We start from the raw sequence: 18,395 nt of genomic DNA, 5'->3' as shown, positions 1-18,395 counted from the left end.
TAGTGATGGAAAAGCAAAAAACTTTTCATGTCGCTGTAGTTGGAGCAACCGGCGCAGTTGGTGAACAAATGTTAAATACTTTAGAGAAACGAGAATTTCCAATCGGGAAATTAACGTTACTTTCATCTAAACGATCTGCAGGTAAGAAACTTGTATTTAAAGGCGAAGAATTTACAGTTCAAGAGGCAACTCCTGAAAGCTTTGAAGGAGTAGATATCGCACTATTTAGTGCTGGTGGATCTGTATCGAAACAATTAGCGCCAGAAGCAGCAAAACGCGGTGCGATTGTTGTTGATAATACAAGTGCATTCCGTATGACAGAAAACGTGCCACTTGTTGTACCTGAAGTAAATGAAAACGACTTAAAAGAACATAATGGTATTATTGCAAATCCAAACTGTTCTACAATTCAAATGGTAGTAGCTCTTGAGCCAGTTCGTCAGCAATATGGTTTAAAACGAGTAATCGTTTCCACATATCAAGCTGTATCAGGTGCTGGTGCGGCAGCTATTGAAGAACTTCATGAACAATCACAAGCAATCTTAAATGGCGAAGAAGTTAAGGCAAATGTTCTTCCTGTATCAGGCGATAAGAAGCATTTCCAAATTGCTTTTAATGCGATTCCACAGATTGATAAGTTCCAAGATAATGGATTTACGTTTGAAGAAATGAAAATGATTAATGAAACGAAAAAAATTATGCATATGCCTGAATTAGAAGTAGCGGCAACATGTGTACGTTTACCAGTTGTATCAGGACACTCTGAGTCTGTTTACATCGAAGTAGAAAAAGAAGGCGTAACAGTAGCAGAATTAAAGAGCTTACTTGCAAATGCGGAAGGTATTGTTCTGCAAGATAATCCAGAAGAGCAGTTATATCCAATGCCAGCTACTGCAGTAGGTAAAAACGAAGTATTCGTTGGAAGAATCCGTAAAGATTTAAATAACGATAAAGGATTCCATCTTTGGGTCGTATCTGATAACTTATTAAAAGGCGCTGCGTGGAATTCTGTTCAAATTGCAGAGCGCTTAGTAAAATTACAATTAGTGTAAACGGCTAAGAGAAGGTGCAAAATATGAAAATAATTGTTCAAAAATTTGGTGGCACATCAGTACGTGATGACAATGGACGTAAGCATGCGCTTCATCATATAAAAAAATCATTAGCTGCTGGTTATAAAGTAGTTACTGTCGTATCTGCTATGGGTCGTAAAGGTGAACCATATGCAACGGATACGTTATTAAGTCTTGTAAATCAAGAGGAATCTACTATTTCTAAACGTGAGCAAGATTTATTATTATCGTGCGGAGAGTTAATCTCTGCAATTGTTTTCTCTAATATGTTGAATGAGAACGGTATAAAAGCAGCAGCATTAAATGGTGCACAAGCTGGTTTTGTAACGAATGATGACTTTACGAATGCAAAGATTATTGAAATGAATTGCGATCGTATACATGAAGAGTTAGAAAATGTAGATGTAATCGTCGTTACAGGATTCCAAGGGCAAACGAAAAAAGGTGATACGACAACACTTGGACGCGGAGGTAGCGATACTTCAGCTTCAGCATTAGGTGTTGCGCTTCATGCTGAATACATCGATATATTCACTGATGTAGAAGGTGTTATGACTGCGGATCCTCGTATTGTAAAAGATGCACGTCATCTTCAAACTGTAACGTATAACGAAATTTGTAACATGGCTTATCAAGGTGCGAAAGTCGTTCATCCACGTGCAGTTGAAATTGCGATGCATGCAAAAGTACCGCTTCGTGTACGTTCTACGTATTCTGAGAGTGAAGGTACGCTTATTTCAGCATATGACGGTGCTACAAGAGGTCGTGATGTAGAAGAACGTCCTGTTACAGGTATTGCCCACGTATCAAACGTAACGCAAATTAAAGTGCTTGCAAAAGAAACGGCATATGATTTGCAGCAACATGTGTTTAAAGAAATGGCGAACGAAGGAATCAGTGTCGATTTAATTAACATTTCACCTACTGGCGTAGCATATACGGTGAGTGATAATGTATCAAGTCATGCAGTTAAATTATTAAAGAACCTTGGATATGAGCCAATTGTGACAGAGCATTGTGCGAAAGTATCTATCGTTGGAGCTGGAATGGCAGGATATCCAGGGGTTACTGCGAAAATCGTTACAGCTTTAGCAGAAAAAGGTATTCAAATCCTGCAATCGGCAGATAGTCATACAACAATTTGGGTTCTTGTAAAAGAAACTGATTTAGTGGAGGCTGTAAATGCATTACATAGTGCGTTTGAGCTTTCAAAAGAAAAGCAACTGGAACAATAAGGAGTGAGACCATGATAGATTTTGGGACAATTGCAACTGCGATGGTAACACCGTTTGATATAAACGGTAATATCGATTTTGCGAAGACAACGAAATTGGTAAATTATTTAATTGATAACGGTACAACAGCAATCGTGGTAGGAGGAACGACAGGCGAATCTCCTACATTAACTTCAGAAGAGAAAGTAGCGTTATATCGCCATGTCGTATCTGTTGTCGATAAAAGAGTGCCCGTAATCGCTGGAACAGGTAGCAATAATACGCATGCTTCTATTGACTTGACTAAAAAGGCAACAGAAGTTGGTGTGGATGCAGTAATGCTAGTAGCACCGTATTATAACAAGCCGAGTCAAGAAGGAATGTATCAGCATTTTAAGGCAATTGCTGAAAGCACGCCGCTTCCGGTTATGCTATATAACGTTCCAGGACGATCTATTGTACAAATCTCCGTTGATACAGTTGTTCGTTTATCAGAAATAGAAAACATAGTTGCTATTAAAGATGCCGGCGGCGATGTGTTAACAATGACAGAAATCATTGAAAAAACAGCGGACGACTTTGCGGTATACAGCGGTGATGACGGTTTAACGTTACCGGCTATGGCAGTTGGAGCGAAAGGTATCGTTTCGGTAGCATCTCATGTCATCGGAAACGAAATGCAAGAAATGATTACAGCATTTCAAGCAGGAGAGTTTAAGAAGGCGCAAAAATTACATCAATTACTTGTAAGAGTAACTGATTCGTTATTTATGGCGCCAAGTCCAACTCCAGTAAAAACAGCGTTACAAATGGTTGGATTAGATGTAGGTTCTGTACGTTTACCACTTCTTCCATTAACAGAAGAAGAAAGAGTAACGTTACAATCTGTAATGCAATCTATTCCTCGTTAATAAAAATGACCTAGTGTGGAACTAGGTCATTTTTTTATTGATATGAAAATGTTTGAATCTGTTTTAATGTAAATCTTTTGTAAAATGATTTTAGGCTCGCCTTTCTCGTCTGTATATGACCCTATATAGAAAACATTTTATGTTGAAAACGAGTATATTACGCTACGCGTTCTCTACTGGCTAAAGTATGATATGGTCCTTTCGTTAATTTTGTTTCAACCTCTTGTTCTCGATAGTGACTGTCAAATCCCGCTAAAAATTTAACCTTATTAAATTTTTAGCGGGATTTTGTAATTCATAGCTTTTTGTCATGTAATGCAATGTTTATAAGAAAAGGATCTTACATCTTTAATTTTGTTGAAAAGTAGTTGCTGGTACAGAAAATACTTTCGGTTATGTTTTTATAGGAATTGCCTCAAATATGACGTAATCTATAAAAAAGCTTCATTTTATAAGTGTTTTTGTGCGATTCAAGAAAAAAATCTAGGAAATCCATCAAATGAAAGTAATTTAAAGTATTTAGGGTAGTTTTTTCCAAATAACATGGAGTATAAAAGCAGCGGAAATAAGCCATATACTTTTAGTGCTGTTCCTTTCTTTTACTTTTTCTTTCGCACGATTTAACTTGTGTTCTATTTCTTGTATCAGGTATAATATGGCTAAGTAGCTTAGTACGGGTATGCTTAGCAAAATTGGGAAAAATTATAATTTAATTAAATTTTCATATCATATCGAATAAGATATTTGATTTATATAATGAAAGAGAGGTGAAACCTGGTTTAAAAATAAACAAGGACATGATATCGCATAACGGTAAGGACATTCGTCTTGGACGGTGAAAATATGGTGGTTGTAGAGTTTCCCCTGGTGTCTCTGCAATTTTAGTGAAATCAGTGTTTGCAAGATTTTTAAACCAGGCAACAACATGAAGAGAAAAGAGAATGAGTCTGTTAAAGTATTTGCTCTTGGTGGAGTAGGTGAAATCGGGAAAAACATGTACTGTGTTGAAATTGATTCTGAAATCTTTATCGTAGATGCGGGGTTAATGTTCCCGGGAGATGAAATGTTTGGAATTGATATCGTTATTCCTGATATTACATATTTAGTGGAAAATCAAGAGCGAGTAAAGGGTTTATTTATTACTCACGGTCATGAAGATCATATTGGTGGAATTGTGTATGTACTTCGTAAATTATCTATTCCAGTCTATGCAACGAAATTAACAGTAGGGCTTATACAAGAAAAACTTGGTGAGGCGGGCATGTTAGGCCGTGTAGACCTAAAAACAATCGATTCAAACTCAACGGTAGAGTTTAACACTACAACAGTGTCATTCTTCGGAACGACACATAGTATTCCGGATTCTGTTGGCGTTTGTTTCCATACATCAAAAGGTGCAGTCGTATATACGGGAGACTTTAAATTCGATCAAACTCCAATTGGAAATAGTGGAGCAGATCTTGGGAAAATGGCGCAAATCGGAAATGAAGGTGTACTTTGCCTATTATCTGATAGTACAAATGCAGAGCGTCCAGGGTATACAGGTTCAGAAAAAGAAGTTGGTGTAGAAATTTCTAAAGTGTTCTACGGCGCAGAAGGTCGTATTATCGTTGCTTCATTTGCATCGAATGTACATCGTATTCAACAAGTATTTGATGCAGCAGCCGAAACAGGGCGAAAAGTAGCAGTAGTAGGACGTAGTATGGTGAAAGTAGTAGACATTGCAAGACGTCTTGGTTATTTAGATGTTCCAGAAGGTATGGTTATTTCATTACAAGAAGTAGACAACTTCCCAGAGAAAAAGGTAGCTATTTTAACAACAGGTAGTCAAGGTGAACCGATGGCTGCTCTATCTAGAATGGCAAAACAAGCACATAAACAAATTTCAATTCGTAAAGGTGATACTGTTATCATTGCTGCTTCGCCAATTCCGGGTAATGAAATATCTGTATCAAAAATTATTGATTTGTTATTTAGAGCTGGAGCTGAAGTTGTTTATTACGGCGAAAGAAAAGTTCACGTTTCAGGTCACGGTAGCCAAGAAGAATTAAAATTAATGTTGAATTTAATGAAACCGAAGTACTTTGTACCCGTACATGGTGAGTTCCGTATGCAAAAAGCACATGCATATTTAGCTGAAGATGTAGGTATTACAAGAGAAAATATCTTTATCGTAGAAAAAGGCGATGTAATTGCTTTTGGTGACGATGAAGCGAATTTAGTTGGTAAAGTACAAGCTGGTAATGTTTTAATTGATGGACTAGGTGTAGGTGACGTTGGTAATATCGTTCTTCGAGATAGAAAGATGCTATCTCAAGATGGGATATTAGTAGTTGTTGTAACGCTTGGTAAAGATGAAAAGAAAATTATCTCTGGTCCAGAAATCATTTCACGTGGTTTCGTATATGTTCGTGAATCAGAAGCGTTAATTGAACGATCTACAGAGATTGTACGTATGATTGTTGAGCAGTCAATTAAAGAATATTCAATTGAATGGTCAATGTTAAAACAAAATATTCGTGAATTATTAGGACAGTTCTTGTACGAAGAGACAAAGAGAAAACCTATGATTTTACCGATTATTATGGAAGTATAAAAAAGATCACCCTTATGGGTGATCTTTTTTTCTTTTTAACCCTATCGAATGAAATTTATAACTTAAGAAATAATAGTTATATACGAGTGAAAGGGGATGCGAAATGACAGAACGTGAACGATATACAAATGAAGAAAAAGAAGCTGAGCCAAAAGAAGCTGGAAAAGAGGCTTCAATAGTAGAAAAAATTCAACAGCTTGGACAGACAAATGTACCACAGATGAATGAATCACGTATTCATTGTTTAACGATTATTGGACAAGTGGAAGGTCATGTTCAATTACCACCGCAAAATAAAACAACAAAATATGAGCATATCATTCCGCAAATTGTTGCGATTGAACAAAATCCGAAAATTGAAGGTTTGCTTTTAATATTAAATACAGTTGGAGGTGACGTTGAAGCTGGGCTAGCAATTTCTGAAATGGTAGCTTCACTTTCAAAACCAACAGTATCTTTAGTTTTAGGTGGGGGACATTCCATAGGTGTACCGATTGCCGTTTCTACTGACTATTCGTTTATTGCGGAAACTGCAACGATGACAATTCATCCCATTCGTTTAACAGGTCTTGTCATAGGTGTGCCACAAACATTTGAGTATTTGGATAAAATGCAGGAAAGAGTCATTCGTTTTGTGACGAAGCACTCGAAAGTAACAGAAGATCGTTTTAAAGAGCTTATGTTTGCGAAAGGGAATTTAACGCGAGATATTGGGACGAATGTAATTGGTGGGGATGCAGTAAAGTACGGTCTTATAGATGATGTTGGTGGTATTGGAAATGCGATTCGAAAATTAAACGAATTAATAGATGTTCGCGCGGAAGATAGTGCAGAAGGGACAATGCTACAATGATTTTATATACAATTATGCCAGAGCAACTTGTGTATCCGGCCGATTATTCACTATGTGAAAGTCAAAAAGTTGTAAATATAAATGGTGTAGAATTAATGGTTTCTGAAGAGGAACATGGGTATTATTCTATTGTACGTGTGCTCAGTACGAACCCACTTCACTACTTAGAATTTGAGCCTGGTCAGAAAATAACCTTTTAGCAAAAAGAAGGATTTTGTTTAGGAGCTATGGTATAATATAAAAAACAAGACGGTTGAGCAGCCATGAGTAGGCTGCTTTCTTCTGTTTATTTAGCATTTTACAAGAAGTGTAAAAATAGAAGATATAAAGACCTGAAAAATAGAGAAAACAGACATATAAGTAGAGCGTTTTTAAGGGAGCTTTACTTATATGTAGAACACGAGGTGAAGAAATGGCAAAACAAAAGCAAAGAGGGACGAAGGCAAAGGCAAGACGTACGATAAAGCCAACTTTGTATTATGAAATCGTCGGTTTAACTCTTTTTGCACTTTCAATCATTACGATTTTGCAGCTAGGCGTTGTAGGGAAATCGTTTGTGTTATTTTTTCGCTTCTTCTTTGGTGAGTGGTACATAATTGGTGTGTTAGGTGTAATAGCTCTATCGATTTCCTTTGTTATAAAACGCGGATGGCCGAACCTTTTAAATAAACGGTTAATTGGATTTTATTTAATTGTATTGGCGATATTAATGTTTAGTCATATTACATTATTTAACCTTCTTACAAAAGATGGAGCAGTGCAAAATACTTCTGTGATTGTGAGTACGAAAGATAACTTCTTTCTTGAAATGAAAAAGGGGCCAGATAGCGTTCATTTAGGCGGTGGTATGTTTGGTGCGCTTATGTTCGCGACATGTTACTTCTTATTCGACGAAGTAGGAGCCTATATCATTGGAATTATTTTAGTTATTCTTGGGGTACTCTGTATAACAAATAAACATATTGGAGAAGTGTTAGCTCCAGTTGGTAGAATTCTTAGAAGTCAATTTCAAGTGATGCAAGGGGATTATAAAGATTGGAGATCCAAAAGAACGGCTGAACAAACAGAAAAGAAAAAAACAACAAGAAGTACAAGAAGCAAACGTGTTGCAGAACAAGAAGAAGTTATTGAGCCGATGGAAGAAATTCAAATTGATCCGCCAATTATTTCAAATTTCACTGAGAATTATCCTGTAAATGAAGAAGAGGATAAACGAATCGAAGTAGAGCAAGAAGATTTGATAACTTCGCCGTCTATTGAAGAGACTCCACCAATTGAAGAACCAAAGAAAAAGCGTGGGGAAAAAATCGTTGAATCGTTAGAGAGTGAAGCACAAGCACCTCCTATGCAATTTTCAAATGTAGAAAATAAAGATTACAAGCTTCCTTCACTTGATATATTGAAATTTCCAAAGAATAAGCAAGTTACAAATGAAAATGCTGAAATTTATGAGAATGCTCGAAAATTAGAACGTACATTCCAAAGTTTCGGTGTGAAAGCGAAAGTAACAAAAGTACATAGAGGTCCTGCAGTTACAAAATATGAAGTGTATCCTGATATGGGGGTAAAGGTAAGCAAAATTGTCAGTTTAAGTGATGATTTAGCGCTTGCTTTAGCTGCAAAGGACATTCGTATTGAAGCGCCAATTCCCGGGAAATCAGCTGTAGGGATCGAAGTTCCGAACTCAGAAGTTTCGATGGTAACGCTGAGGGAAGTTCTTGATTCTAAGGCTAATAATCATCCGGAAGAGAAGTTGTTAATTGGTCTTGGACGGGATATTACAGGTGAAGCTGTATTAGCTCGTTTAAATAAAATGCCCCATTTACTCGTAGCTGGTGCGACAGGTAGCGGGAAAAGTGTATGTATTAACGGTATTATTGTTAGTATTTTAATGCGTGCAAAACCACATGAAGTGAAATTAATGATGATTGACCCGAAAATGGTAGAGTTAAATGTATATAACGGTGTACCTCATTTGTTAACGCCAGTTGTAACTGATCCGAAAAAAGCATCGCAAGCATTGAAAAAAGTTGTGAGTGAGATGGAACGTCGTTATGAATTATTTGCTCATAGTGGTACGCGTAACATTGAAGGTTATAATGACCATATTAAAGAACATAATAGTCAATCAGAAGCGAAACAACCCGAATTACCGTATATTGTAGTCATTGTGGACGAGTTAGCGGATTTAATGATGGTTGCTTCGTCTGATGTAGAGGATGCGATTATGCGTCTCGCGCAAATGGCTCGTGCTGCTGGTATTCATTTAATTATTGCGACGCAGCGTCCATCGGTTGATGTTATTACAGGTGTTATTAAAGCGAATATTCCATCACGTATTGCATTCGCTGTATCTTCTCAAACGGATTCTCGCACAATTCTTGACGGTGGTGGTGCAGAGAAGCTGTTAGGTCGTGGAGATATGCTGTTTATACCAATTGGTGCATCGAAACCTGTACGTGTACAAGGTGCATTTTTATCAGATGATGAAGTTGAGAGAGTTGTAGAATATGTTATTGGACAGCAAAAAGCGCAATATCAAGAAGATATGATTCCGCAAGATGTTCCTGATACAAAGCAGGAAGTAGAAGATGAATTATACGATGAAGCAGTTCAACTTGTAGTGGAAATGCAAACAGCATCTGTTTCTATGCTGCAACGTAGGTTTAGAGTAGGTTATACGCGAGCTGCTCGTCTAATTGATGCAATGGAAATGAATGGTGTAGTAGGTCCATATGAAGGTAGTAAACCAAGAGAAGTGCTCATTAATGATGTACAAGAAAAAAGTTCTTAAAAAAAGCCTAATTGTTTTTACAATTAGGCTTTTTTATATAGTGTTTTTGTTATATACTATACTCAGCAGTAAAGAAAGGGCTTACATTTAGAGGTACTCTTTAGAATACGAATACTTTGATTGTGTTTTTTGTAAATGTTCGATATTTAATGTAGAAAAATGTTAGATTTTGTTGACACGTATGAGAGCAAATGGTAAGATTACTTCGAAAAGAATCACTGCCTCATATAATCTTGGAGATAAGGTCCATAAGTTTCTACCTGGCAACCATGAATTGCTAGACTATGAGGGGAAAAGTGTGTAACAAAGGATGTAAAGGATCTTTGTGCCGAACTTTTTCTCGAAATGAGGAATGTTTATGGTGCAAAGTTTTTTTTATACAGTAAAGAGTGAAAATTTCATCTTAAAAAATTATTATTATTTATTCGACAATTGCGCTTATTTTTAGTAGTTAGTCATTTGTACTATGTTGTAAGTTGAAAAAAGAGAAAAGAAGTCTTACATCAGAGGTCGAATAATTGAAATGCGGGGGAGTCTTATGTCAGTAAAATCCGATAGTCGTCACCTATATTTACGGGTGATTGATCACATCAAAGAAAAAATTAAAGATGGAGCTTATAAAGAACGACAAAAGTTACCATCAGAGTTTGATTTAGCGAAAGAACTTGGCGTAAGTAGAGCGACTTTAAGGGAAGCGTTGCGTATTTTAGAAGAAGAAAATGTTGTCATTCGTAGACATGGTGTAGGGACATTTGTAAATGCAAAGCCATTATTTTCTTCTGGAATAGAACAACTTTCTAGTATTACAGATATGATTTCTAGTGTGGGGAAAACACCAGGAACAATCTTTTTATCATCATCTACTACAACTTTAACAGAAGAGGAAAAAGAGAAGTTTAATAGTGAAGATGGTTTTAATGCAGTGATGATTGAACGCGTGCGTACAGCAGATGGGGAACCTGTTGTGTATTGTATCGATAAACTTGCAAAAGAAATATTGCCAGATTTATCGGGTTACAATGAGGAATCATTATTAACGGTGATACATAATAACACGCATAAACGCATAACATATGCGGTTGCTCACATTGAGCCAATTGGCTATCATCCGAAAATCTCACCGATTTTAGAATGTGAGCCTGAAACAGCACTGCTTGTATTAAAACAAATGCACTATGATCAAAATGATGAGCCAATCTTATATTCTATCAATTACTTTAGAGCTGATAAGTTTAGCTTCCACGTATTAAGAAAGCGTATGTAGGTAAATTTCTTTTTAGGGAGGTGACAGCAAGAAGTAAGGGACAGCAGCGTAAGAATAAATAAATATATATCATTTTTGGAGGGGTTTCTAGTATGAAGAAAAAAGCAGGCCTTTTATTATCATTAACATTAGCAGCAAGTACAGTTTTAGGTGCATGTGGTAACTCGGATAAGGCGAGCAGTGACAAGAAAGACACGAAAGACAATAAAGACTTCAAGGTTGGTCTCGTAACAGATGTTGGGGGCGTTGATGATAAATCATTTAACCAATCTTCTTGGGAAGGGTTACAAAAGTTTGGTAAAGATAATGGTTTAAAAGAAAAGACAAATTATCGTTACCTTCAGTCTGAAAAAGAAGCTGATTATATTCCGAATTTAAAAAAATTCTCAAAAGATAAATATGATTTAACTTTCGGAATTGGTTATAAATTAGAAGGTGCAATTAAAGAAGTTGCAAAAGAATCTTCAAAACAACAATTTGCAATCGTAGATACTGTTGTAGATGCACCGAACGTAACGAGCATTACATTTAAAGATCATGAAGGATCATTCCTTGTAGGTGCGGTAGCGGCTATGTCAACAAAATCGAATAAAGTAGGATTTGTTGGTGGAATGAAGAGTGATTTAATTAGTAAATTTGAAAATGGATTTAAAGCTGGTGCAAAGGCAGTAAATCCAAACATTGAAATCGTATCTGAATATGCAGAAGCATTCGATAAGCCTGAAAAAGGCACAGTTCTTGCTTCAGCAATGTACGGTCAAGGCGTAGATGTAATTTATCATGCTGCTGGTGGTACAGGTAACGGTGTGTTCACTGAAGCGAAAAATCGTAAGAAAAAAGGTGAAAATGTTTGGGTAATCGGTGTTGACCGTGACCAACATCAAGAAGGTATGCCTGAAAATGTAACATTAACTTCAATGATAAAACGCGTTGATGTAGCTGTAGAAAAAGTAGCTAAAGAAGCAAAAGATGGAAAGTTAAAAGGTGGAAAAATTGAAGCGTTTGGCTTAAAAGATGACGGTATTGGTATTTCAAAAACAACTGATAACGTGAAAAAAGTTAACCCTGAAATTTTAACAAAAGTAGAAGAATTTGAAAAGAAAATTACAGACGGTGAAATTAAAGTACCGGCTACAGATAAAGAGTATAAAGAATATGAAGCTTCTCTAAAAAAATAAATAGAGAAATAGCAAAGGTTAGTTCATAGAACTAACCTTTGTATGTATAAAACTTCCGAATTGCTTAATAAGTTAATAGTGTAATAGGGAATGTTCCCTGTTAAAAGGAGGAACACAATGGAATACGTAATTGAAATGAATAATATTACGAAAGTATTCCCAGGCATTGTAGCGAATGATGATATTACGCTGCAAGTAAAGCAGGGTGAGATACATGCTTTACTTGGAGAAAATGGTGCAGGGAAATCCACATTGATGAATGTACTATTTGGTTTGTACCAACCAGAACAAGGTGAAATTAAAATTAAAGGAAAGTCTGTAAACATTACCAATCCGAATGTGGCAAATGACCTTGGTATTGGAATGGTTCATCAGCACTTTATGCTTGTTCATAATTTTACAGTTACAGAGAATATTATTCTCGGAAATGAACCGAAGAAAAAAGGGAAAATTGCTGTTGAGGAAGCTGCTAAAGAAATTCAAAAACTGTCTGAACAATACGGCTTAGCTGTAGATCCATATGCGAAAATACAGGATATTTCAGTTGGTATGCAACAGCGTGTTGAGATTTTGAAAACTCTTTACCGCGGTGCAGAAATTTTAATATTTGATGAACCGACAGCTGTGTTAACACCACAAGAAATTCATGAGCTAATTCAAATTATGAAAAAGCTTGTGCAAGAAGGAAAATCTATTGTTCTTATTACACATAAGTTGAAAGAAATTATGGAAGTTTGCGATCGTTGTACGATTATTCGTAAAGGAAAAGGGATTGGAACGGTTGACGTTGCAAATACGGATGAAAATAAACTTGCAGAATTAATGGTCGGACGTCAAGTGAATTTTAAAACAGAAAAAATAGACGCGAAGCCAAAAGAAGAGGTACTTTCAATTGCAAACCTTGTTGTTCACGATGCACGTCAACTACCTGCTGTAAAAGGCCTTGACTTAACTGTTCGTGCGGGGGAAATTGTTGGGATTGCAGGGATTGATGGAAACGGACAAAGTGAATTAATAGAAGCAATTACTGGTTTACGAAAAGTTGAGTCAGGTTCTATTGCAATTAGAGGAAAAGAAATAACAAATTGGCCTGTTAGAAGAATAACAGAAGAGGGAATTGGTCATATTCCAGAAGATCGTCATAAACACGGACTCGTCCTTGATTTTTCTGTTAGAGATAATATAGTTCTGCAAACGTACTATAAAAATCCGTTTTCAAAGAAAGGGATTTTAAATTTCAGCAAAATTACAGAAAAAGCAAAGGCTCTGATTGAACAGTTTGATGTACGTACACCTAGTGAGCAAACGTTAGCACGCGCTCTATCTGGGGGAAATCAACAAAAAGCAATTATTGCACGTGAAGTAGATCGTGATCCAGATTTATTAATCGCGGCACAGCCAACACGTGGTTTAGATGTAGGAGCAATTGAATTTATTCATAAGAGATTAATAGAGCAAAGGGATAAAGGAAAAGGTGTATTACTTTTATCACTAGAGTTAGATGAAATCTTAAATGTTAGCGATCGAATTGCTGTTATTTATGAAGGGAAAATTGTAGCAATAGTTGATGCGAAAGAAACGAATGAACAACAGCTTGGATTGTTAATGGCTGGAGGAACAAAGAAGGAGCAGGTGGGTACCAATGGCTAAAAAACTTTTAACAGAGCGAACGATAAATATTTTAGTCCCAGTACTATCCGTTATTTTCGGCTTACTTGTCGGAGCGATTGTAATGCTAGTTAGTGGCTATGATCCAATTGTTGGTTATAGTGCACTTTGGACGGGCATGTTCGGTAGCGCAAGTGCGATTGGTGAAACGCTTCGTACAATGATACCGCTTATTCTTGCTGGTTTATCAGTGGCGTTTGCATTTCGTACAGGTTTATTTAATATCGGGGTAGAGGGTCAATTGTTAGTTGGTTGGCTTGCAGCGGTTTGGTTCGGTTATGCAGTTTCACTACCAGCGTTCCTTCATATTCCATTATCTATTTTATTCGCAGCATTGGTGGGCGGAATTTGGGGCTTCATTCCGGGATATTTAAAAGGGAAGTTTCAAGTGAATGAAGTTATTGTAACCATTATGATGAACTATATCGCGTTGTATGTAACGTATGACATCATTAAGCGTTTCTTACATGCGGGTAATGACAAAACGTATGATATTAAAGAGAGTGCGTCACTATCTTCAGACTGGCTTGCTTCTATTACTGATGGTTCGCGTCTTCACTGGGGAATTATTGTAGCAATATTAATCGCTATTTTAATGTGGTTCTTATTAGATCGAACAACTTTAGGTTACGAATTAAAATCGGTAGGATTTAATCAGCATGCTTCTCAATATGCAGGTATGAAAGTTTCTCGTAATGTAGTATTCTCCATGACAATTGCTGGTGCATTTGCAGGGATTGGTGGAGCAATGGAAGGATTAGGGACATTCCAAAGTATGACAGCGATGTCTTCGTTTACAGGAGTAGGATTTGACGGGATTGCTGTAGCATTACTTGGAGGGAATAATCCGTTTGGGATAATCCTTTCAGCTTTATTATTTGGTGGTTTGAAAAGTGCTTCCCCTCAAATGAACTTTGAGGCAGATGTACCATCAGAGCTTATTAATGTAATTATTGCATGTATCATCTTCTTTGTTGCATGTAGTTATGTGTTAAGATGGGCGCTTACACGCATGAGCAAGGAGGGGAAATAAATGAGCTTTTTAGATATATTAGCCATTCTTGTGACGGGTACGTTATATACATCGGCACCTATCATTTTCACAGCATTAGGTGGTGTGTTTAGTGAAAGATCGGGTGTTGTAAATATCGGATTAGAAGGACTAATGCTATTTGGTGCATTTATTGGAGTAGTTACAAACTTATTAATGGGTGATACTTGGGGAACGATGACTCCATGGATTGCGTTATTATTTGCGGCAATTGGTAGTGGATTATTTGCATTACTTCATGCGGTAGCCTCTATTACATTCCGAGCGGATCAAGTTGTAAGTGGTGTAGCAATTAACTTCTTATCTCTTGGTTTAACAGTATTTGCAATTAAGAAGATTTTTGATAAAGGGCAGACTGACTTTATTCAGTATCGTATTGAAAAGATTGATATTCCAGGCCTTTCGGATATTCCAGTTTTAGGGAAAATATTTTTCTCGAACGTACCAATAACGTCGTATATTGCCATTATTTTAGCATTCGTTGTTTGGTATGTTATTTATAAAACACCGTTCGGTCTTCGTCTACGTGCTGTTGGTGAACACCCAATGGCAGCGGATACGATGGGGATTAACGTATATAAAATGCGCTATATTGGAGTCTGTATTTCAGGAGTGTTTGCTGGAATTGGTGGAGCGATTTTTGCAATGTCAATTTCTAATAACTTCTCAGGGGCAACTATTACAGGACAAGGTTTCTTAGCTTTAGCTGCTATGATTTTTGGAAAGTGGAATCCACTAGGCGCACTAGGTGCAGCTCTATTCTTTGGTTTTGCGCAATCTCTTAGTGTAACGGGCGGAACAATTCCTGTATTAGATCAAATTCCAAGTGTTTTATTAACGATATTACCATATGTATTCACAATATTAGCGCTTGTTGGTTTTGTAGGTCGTTCTGAAGCTCCGAAAGCATTAGGAACTCCTTATGAAAAAGGAAAACGATAAGTATTTTATAAGTATAAAAAAGCTCGCACATTAGTGTGGGCTTTTTTACATAGAATATATTTAATACGGAATTTTACTATGTTCCTTACATATTAAAGTTTTTAGAAAGAATCATATGTAAGCATAATAAGGGAGAAAAGTTGATTTTTTATTTCTAAAAACTGTATATTGAAGAGGAATATTCCTATATAAGTAAAGGAGGGCTATAAATGAAACTAATGGAACAACAACTACATGAGTTAGGTGGTTTGCGCGTACATATTATTCCGACTGATAAATATAAAACGAATACCTTTGTATTTCGTTTTAAAGCGCCTTTAAATGAGGAGACGGTGACAGAGCGTGCTCTATTGCCATACGTATTGCAAAGTGCGACAGAAAAATTACCTTCTGTAATTCGTCTTCGTCAATATTTAGAAGAATTATACGGGTCTTCTTTAGCGGTAGATGTAAGTAAAAAAGGGGAAGACCATATTATCTCCATTTATGTAGACATTGCAAATGAAGTTTATTTACATGATGCACCACCGTTATTTGAAAAAGCACTTTCTATGTTGTCTGATATTGTGTTACATCCAGCAACGGAGGGGAACGGTTTCCTATCTTCTATCGTAGAAAGTGAAAAAAGAGCACTGTTACAGAGAATTGAAGCTACTTATGATGATAAAATGCGTTATGCAAACGAGCGTTTAATTGAAGAAATGTGCAAAGTAGAACCGTATCGTTTAAGTGCAAATGGAAAAAAAGAGAGTGTTACGTCTATTACAAATGAAAGTCTGTATCAATATTATCAAAAGGTGTTAGCGGAAGATGAAATGGATCTATATATTATTGGTGATATTTCAGAAAACGCCGTTGATCTTGTAAGTAAATATTTTTCTATTTCAGTTCGTCCAGTGAGAGAAAGAAATGTACTCCTTCATAGACGAAATAATGAAGAAAAAGAAGTTGTTGAAAAACAAGAATTAAAACAAAGTAAATTACACATCGGTTATCGTACATTTGTCACATATAAAGATGAAGATTATTTTGCATTGCAATTGTTCAATGGATTGTTTGGTGGTTTTTCTCATTCGAAGTTATTCGTAAATGTGCGTGAAAAAAATAGTTTAGCGTACTATGCAGCATCGCGCTTTGAAAGTCATAAAGGTTTATTATTTGTTATGTCAGGAATCGAAGCGAAAAATTATGAAAAAGCAGTTGAGATTATTAAAGAACAAATGCTTGCGATGCAAAACGGAGAGTTTTCTGAAGAAGAAATACATCAAACAAAAAGTGTCATCCAAAATCAAATATTAGAGGCGATTGATACACCGCGTGGATTTGTAGAAATGCTATATCATGGTATTATTTCAGATCGTACACGTCCAGTTGAAGAATGGCTTACAGGTATAGAAAGTGTGACAAAAGAAGAAATTGTAAAAGTTGCTAAAAATATTGAACTAGATACAATTTACTTTTTACAAGGAACGGAGGGAGAATAAATGGAGAAAATTGTTTATGAGCAATTAAAAGAAACACTCTATTATGAAAAACTTCCTAATGGATTAGATGTATATGTTTTACCGAAACAAGGATTTAATAAAACATTTGCGACGTTTACGACGAAATATGGTTCAGTAGATAATACATTTGTACCATTAGGGAAAGAAGAAATGATTCGTGTGCCTGATGGGATTGCGCATTTTCTTGAGCATAAATTATTTGAAAAAGAAGATCACGATGCTTTCCAATTGTTTAGTAAACAAGGAGCATCGGCAAATGCTTTTACATCCTTCACACGAACAGCTTACCTTTTTTCATGTACTTCAAACGTAGAACAAAATTTAAATACATTGCTAAACTTCGTGCAAGAGCCTTATTTCTCTGAAAAAACAGTTGAAAAAGAGAAGGGAATTATTGGGCAAGAAATTCAAATGTATCAAGATAACCCAGATTGGCGTTTGTACTTTGGGTTAATTGATAGCTTGTTTGTAAAACACCCAATTAAAATTGATATTGCAGGGACAATCGAATCTATTAGTAAAATTACGAAAGATTTATTATATGAATGTTATGAAACATTTTATCATCCGAGCAATATGTTATTATTTGTTGTGGGTGCAATTGATCCAGAGAAAACAATGGATTTAGTACGTGAAAATCAAGCGAAAAAAGATTATAAAAACCAGCCAGAAATTGTGCGTTCATTTGAAGAGGAACCAAATGAGGTAAATGAAAAGAAAAAAATTATTTCAATGCCTGTGCAAACACCGAAATGTTTAGTTGGTATTAAAGCGACTAATTTAAAAGAAAAAGGGCAAGCGCTTTTAAAACAAGAAATTGCGCTTACGTTACTTTTAGATTATTTATTTGGAAAAAGTTCTGTTCATTACGAAGCTTTATATAATGAAGGGCTTATTGATGATTCATTCTCGTATGACTATACAGAAGAAAATAACTTCGGTTTTGCAATGGTTGGCGGTGATACGAAACAACCTGATGAATTGGCAGATCGTTTAAAAGATATTTTATTAAAAACAGATTATGATCAATTAGATGCGGCGGCATTAGAGCGAGTGAAGAAAAAGAAAATTGGTGGTTTTTTACGCTCGTTGAATTCACCAGAATATATTGCAAATCAATTTACACGATATGCGTTTAATGAATCTAGTCTATTTGAGGCATTGACTGTATTAGAAGGCCTAACCGTTCAAGACTTACAGGAAGTGGCAAAATTATTGTTGTCAGAAGAAAAAATGAGTGTTTGTCAGGTGTTACCGAAAAAATAACATTTTAAAGATACCCTCATCTTATCATTGAAAAATTGTAAGGTGAGGGTATTATTTAGTTGTGTGAAAATTGAACTTGT

At 36.0% G+C, this 18,395-nt stretch carries 14 protein-coding genes and 1 riboswitch; all 14 genes read left to right on the top strand.

The features are described 5' to 3' along the window. Positions 1-5 precede the first annotated feature (5 nt). The 14 genes from asd (at position 6) to yfmH (ending at position 18,315) form a co-directional block, all read left to right on the top strand. The gene (gene asd, locus AC241_RS18745; RefSeq protein ID WP_016080543.1) at positions 6-1,052 is read left to right on the top strand and encodes an aspartate-semialdehyde dehydrogenase; all 1,047 of its coding nucleotides are present in this window, start codon (positions 6-8) and stop codon (positions 1,050-1,052) included. A 23-nt stretch (positions 1,053-1,075) separates the two neighbouring features. Continuing rightward, positions 1,076-2,308: an aspartate kinase gene (dapG, locus tag AC241_RS18740; RefSeq protein ID WP_000692456.1), complete on the top strand. Its 1,233-nt coding sequence runs from the start codon at positions 1,076-1,078 to the stop codon at positions 2,306-2,308. An 11-nt stretch (positions 2,309-2,319) separates the two neighbouring features. Next, positions 2,320-3,198 carry a 4-hydroxy-tetrahydrodipicolinate synthase gene (dapA, locus tag AC241_RS18735; protein ID WP_000564763.1) on the top strand — a complete coding sequence of 293 codons (879 nt, stop codon included), beginning with the start codon at positions 2,320-2,322 and terminating at the stop codon, positions 3,196-3,198. Between the two features lie 925 nt (positions 3,199-4,123). Next, positions 4,124-5,794 (top strand): ribonuclease J, encoded by a 1,671-nt coding sequence (locus AC241_RS18730; protein ID WP_000823096.1) that lies wholly within the window; start codon positions 4,124-4,126, stop codon positions 5,792-5,794. A 103-nt stretch (positions 5,795-5,897) separates the two neighbouring features. Beyond that, positions 5,898-6,647, top strand: a complete 750-nt coding sequence (tepA, locus tag AC241_RS18725; RefSeq protein WP_016080545.1) for a translocation-enhancing protein TepA — start codon at positions 5,898-5,900, stop codon at positions 6,645-6,647. After that, complete coding sequence (locus tag AC241_RS18720) at positions 6,644-6,847, top strand: YlzJ-like family protein (RefSeq protein WP_016080546.1); 204 nt, start codon at positions 6,644-6,646, stop codon at positions 6,845-6,847. The genes tepA and AC241_RS18720 overlap by 4 nt, the downstream gene beginning before the upstream one ends. A 212-nt stretch (positions 6,848-7,059) precedes the next feature. Continuing rightward, positions 7,060-9,441 (top strand): DNA translocase FtsK, encoded by a 2,382-nt coding sequence (locus tag AC241_RS18715; protein WP_016080547.1) that lies wholly within the window; start codon positions 7,060-7,062, stop codon positions 9,439-9,441. A gap of 203 nt (positions 9,442-9,644) precedes the next feature. After that, positions 9,645-9,746: riboswitch (purine riboswitch) on the top strand. Between the two features lie 233 nt (positions 9,747-9,979). After that, a complete protein-coding gene (locus tag AC241_RS18710) occupies positions 9,980-10,705 on the top strand; it encodes a GntR family transcriptional regulator (protein ID WP_000114182.1) in 726 nt (241 codons plus the stop codon). A 92-nt stretch (positions 10,706-10,797) separates the two neighbouring features. Further along, complete coding sequence (locus AC241_RS18705) at positions 10,798-11,883, top strand: BMP family lipoprotein (RefSeq protein ID WP_000725769.1); 1,086 nt, start codon at positions 10,798-10,800, stop codon at positions 11,881-11,883. Positions 11,884-12,000: 117 nt separating this feature from the next. After that, on the top strand, positions 12,001-13,533 hold the full coding sequence (locus tag AC241_RS18700; protein WP_000456926.1) for an ABC transporter ATP-binding protein: 1,533 nt from the start codon (positions 12,001-12,003) through the stop codon (positions 13,531-13,533). Continuing rightward, on the top strand, positions 13,526-14,584 hold the full coding sequence (locus tag AC241_RS18695; RefSeq protein ID WP_001085254.1) for an ABC transporter permease: 1,059 nt from the start codon (positions 13,526-13,528) through the stop codon (positions 14,582-14,584). Before AC241_RS18700 ends, AC241_RS18695 begins: the two co-directional genes overlap by 8 nt. Then, a complete protein-coding gene (locus AC241_RS18690; RefSeq protein ID WP_000008857.1) occupies positions 14,585-15,544 on the top strand; it encodes an ABC transporter permease in 960 nt (319 codons plus the stop codon). It begins immediately after the preceding gene. A 209-nt stretch (positions 15,545-15,753) separates the two neighbouring features. After that, the gene (gene yfmF, locus AC241_RS18685; RefSeq protein WP_029443113.1) at positions 15,754-17,028 is read left to right on the top strand and encodes an EF-P 5-aminopentanol modification-associated protein YfmF; all 1,275 of its coding nucleotides are present in this window, start codon (positions 15,754-15,756) and stop codon (positions 17,026-17,028) included. Then, positions 17,029-18,315, top strand: coding sequence for an EF-P 5-aminopentanol modification-associated protein YfmH (yfmH, locus tag AC241_RS18680; protein WP_043936384.1), 1,287 nt, complete (start codon positions 17,029-17,031; stop codon positions 18,313-18,315). It abuts the gene before it with no gap. Positions 18,316-18,395: the final 80 nt, after the last annotated feature.

The sequence above is a fragment of the Bacillus thuringiensis genome (assembly GCF_001182785.1).
GTDB lineage: Bacteria > Bacillota > Bacilli > Bacillales > Bacillaceae_G > Bacillus_A > Bacillus_A thuringiensis_S.
The sequence above is the reverse complement of the archived record's forward strand: the minus strand, read 5'-3'. Positions and strand labels throughout refer to the sequence as shown.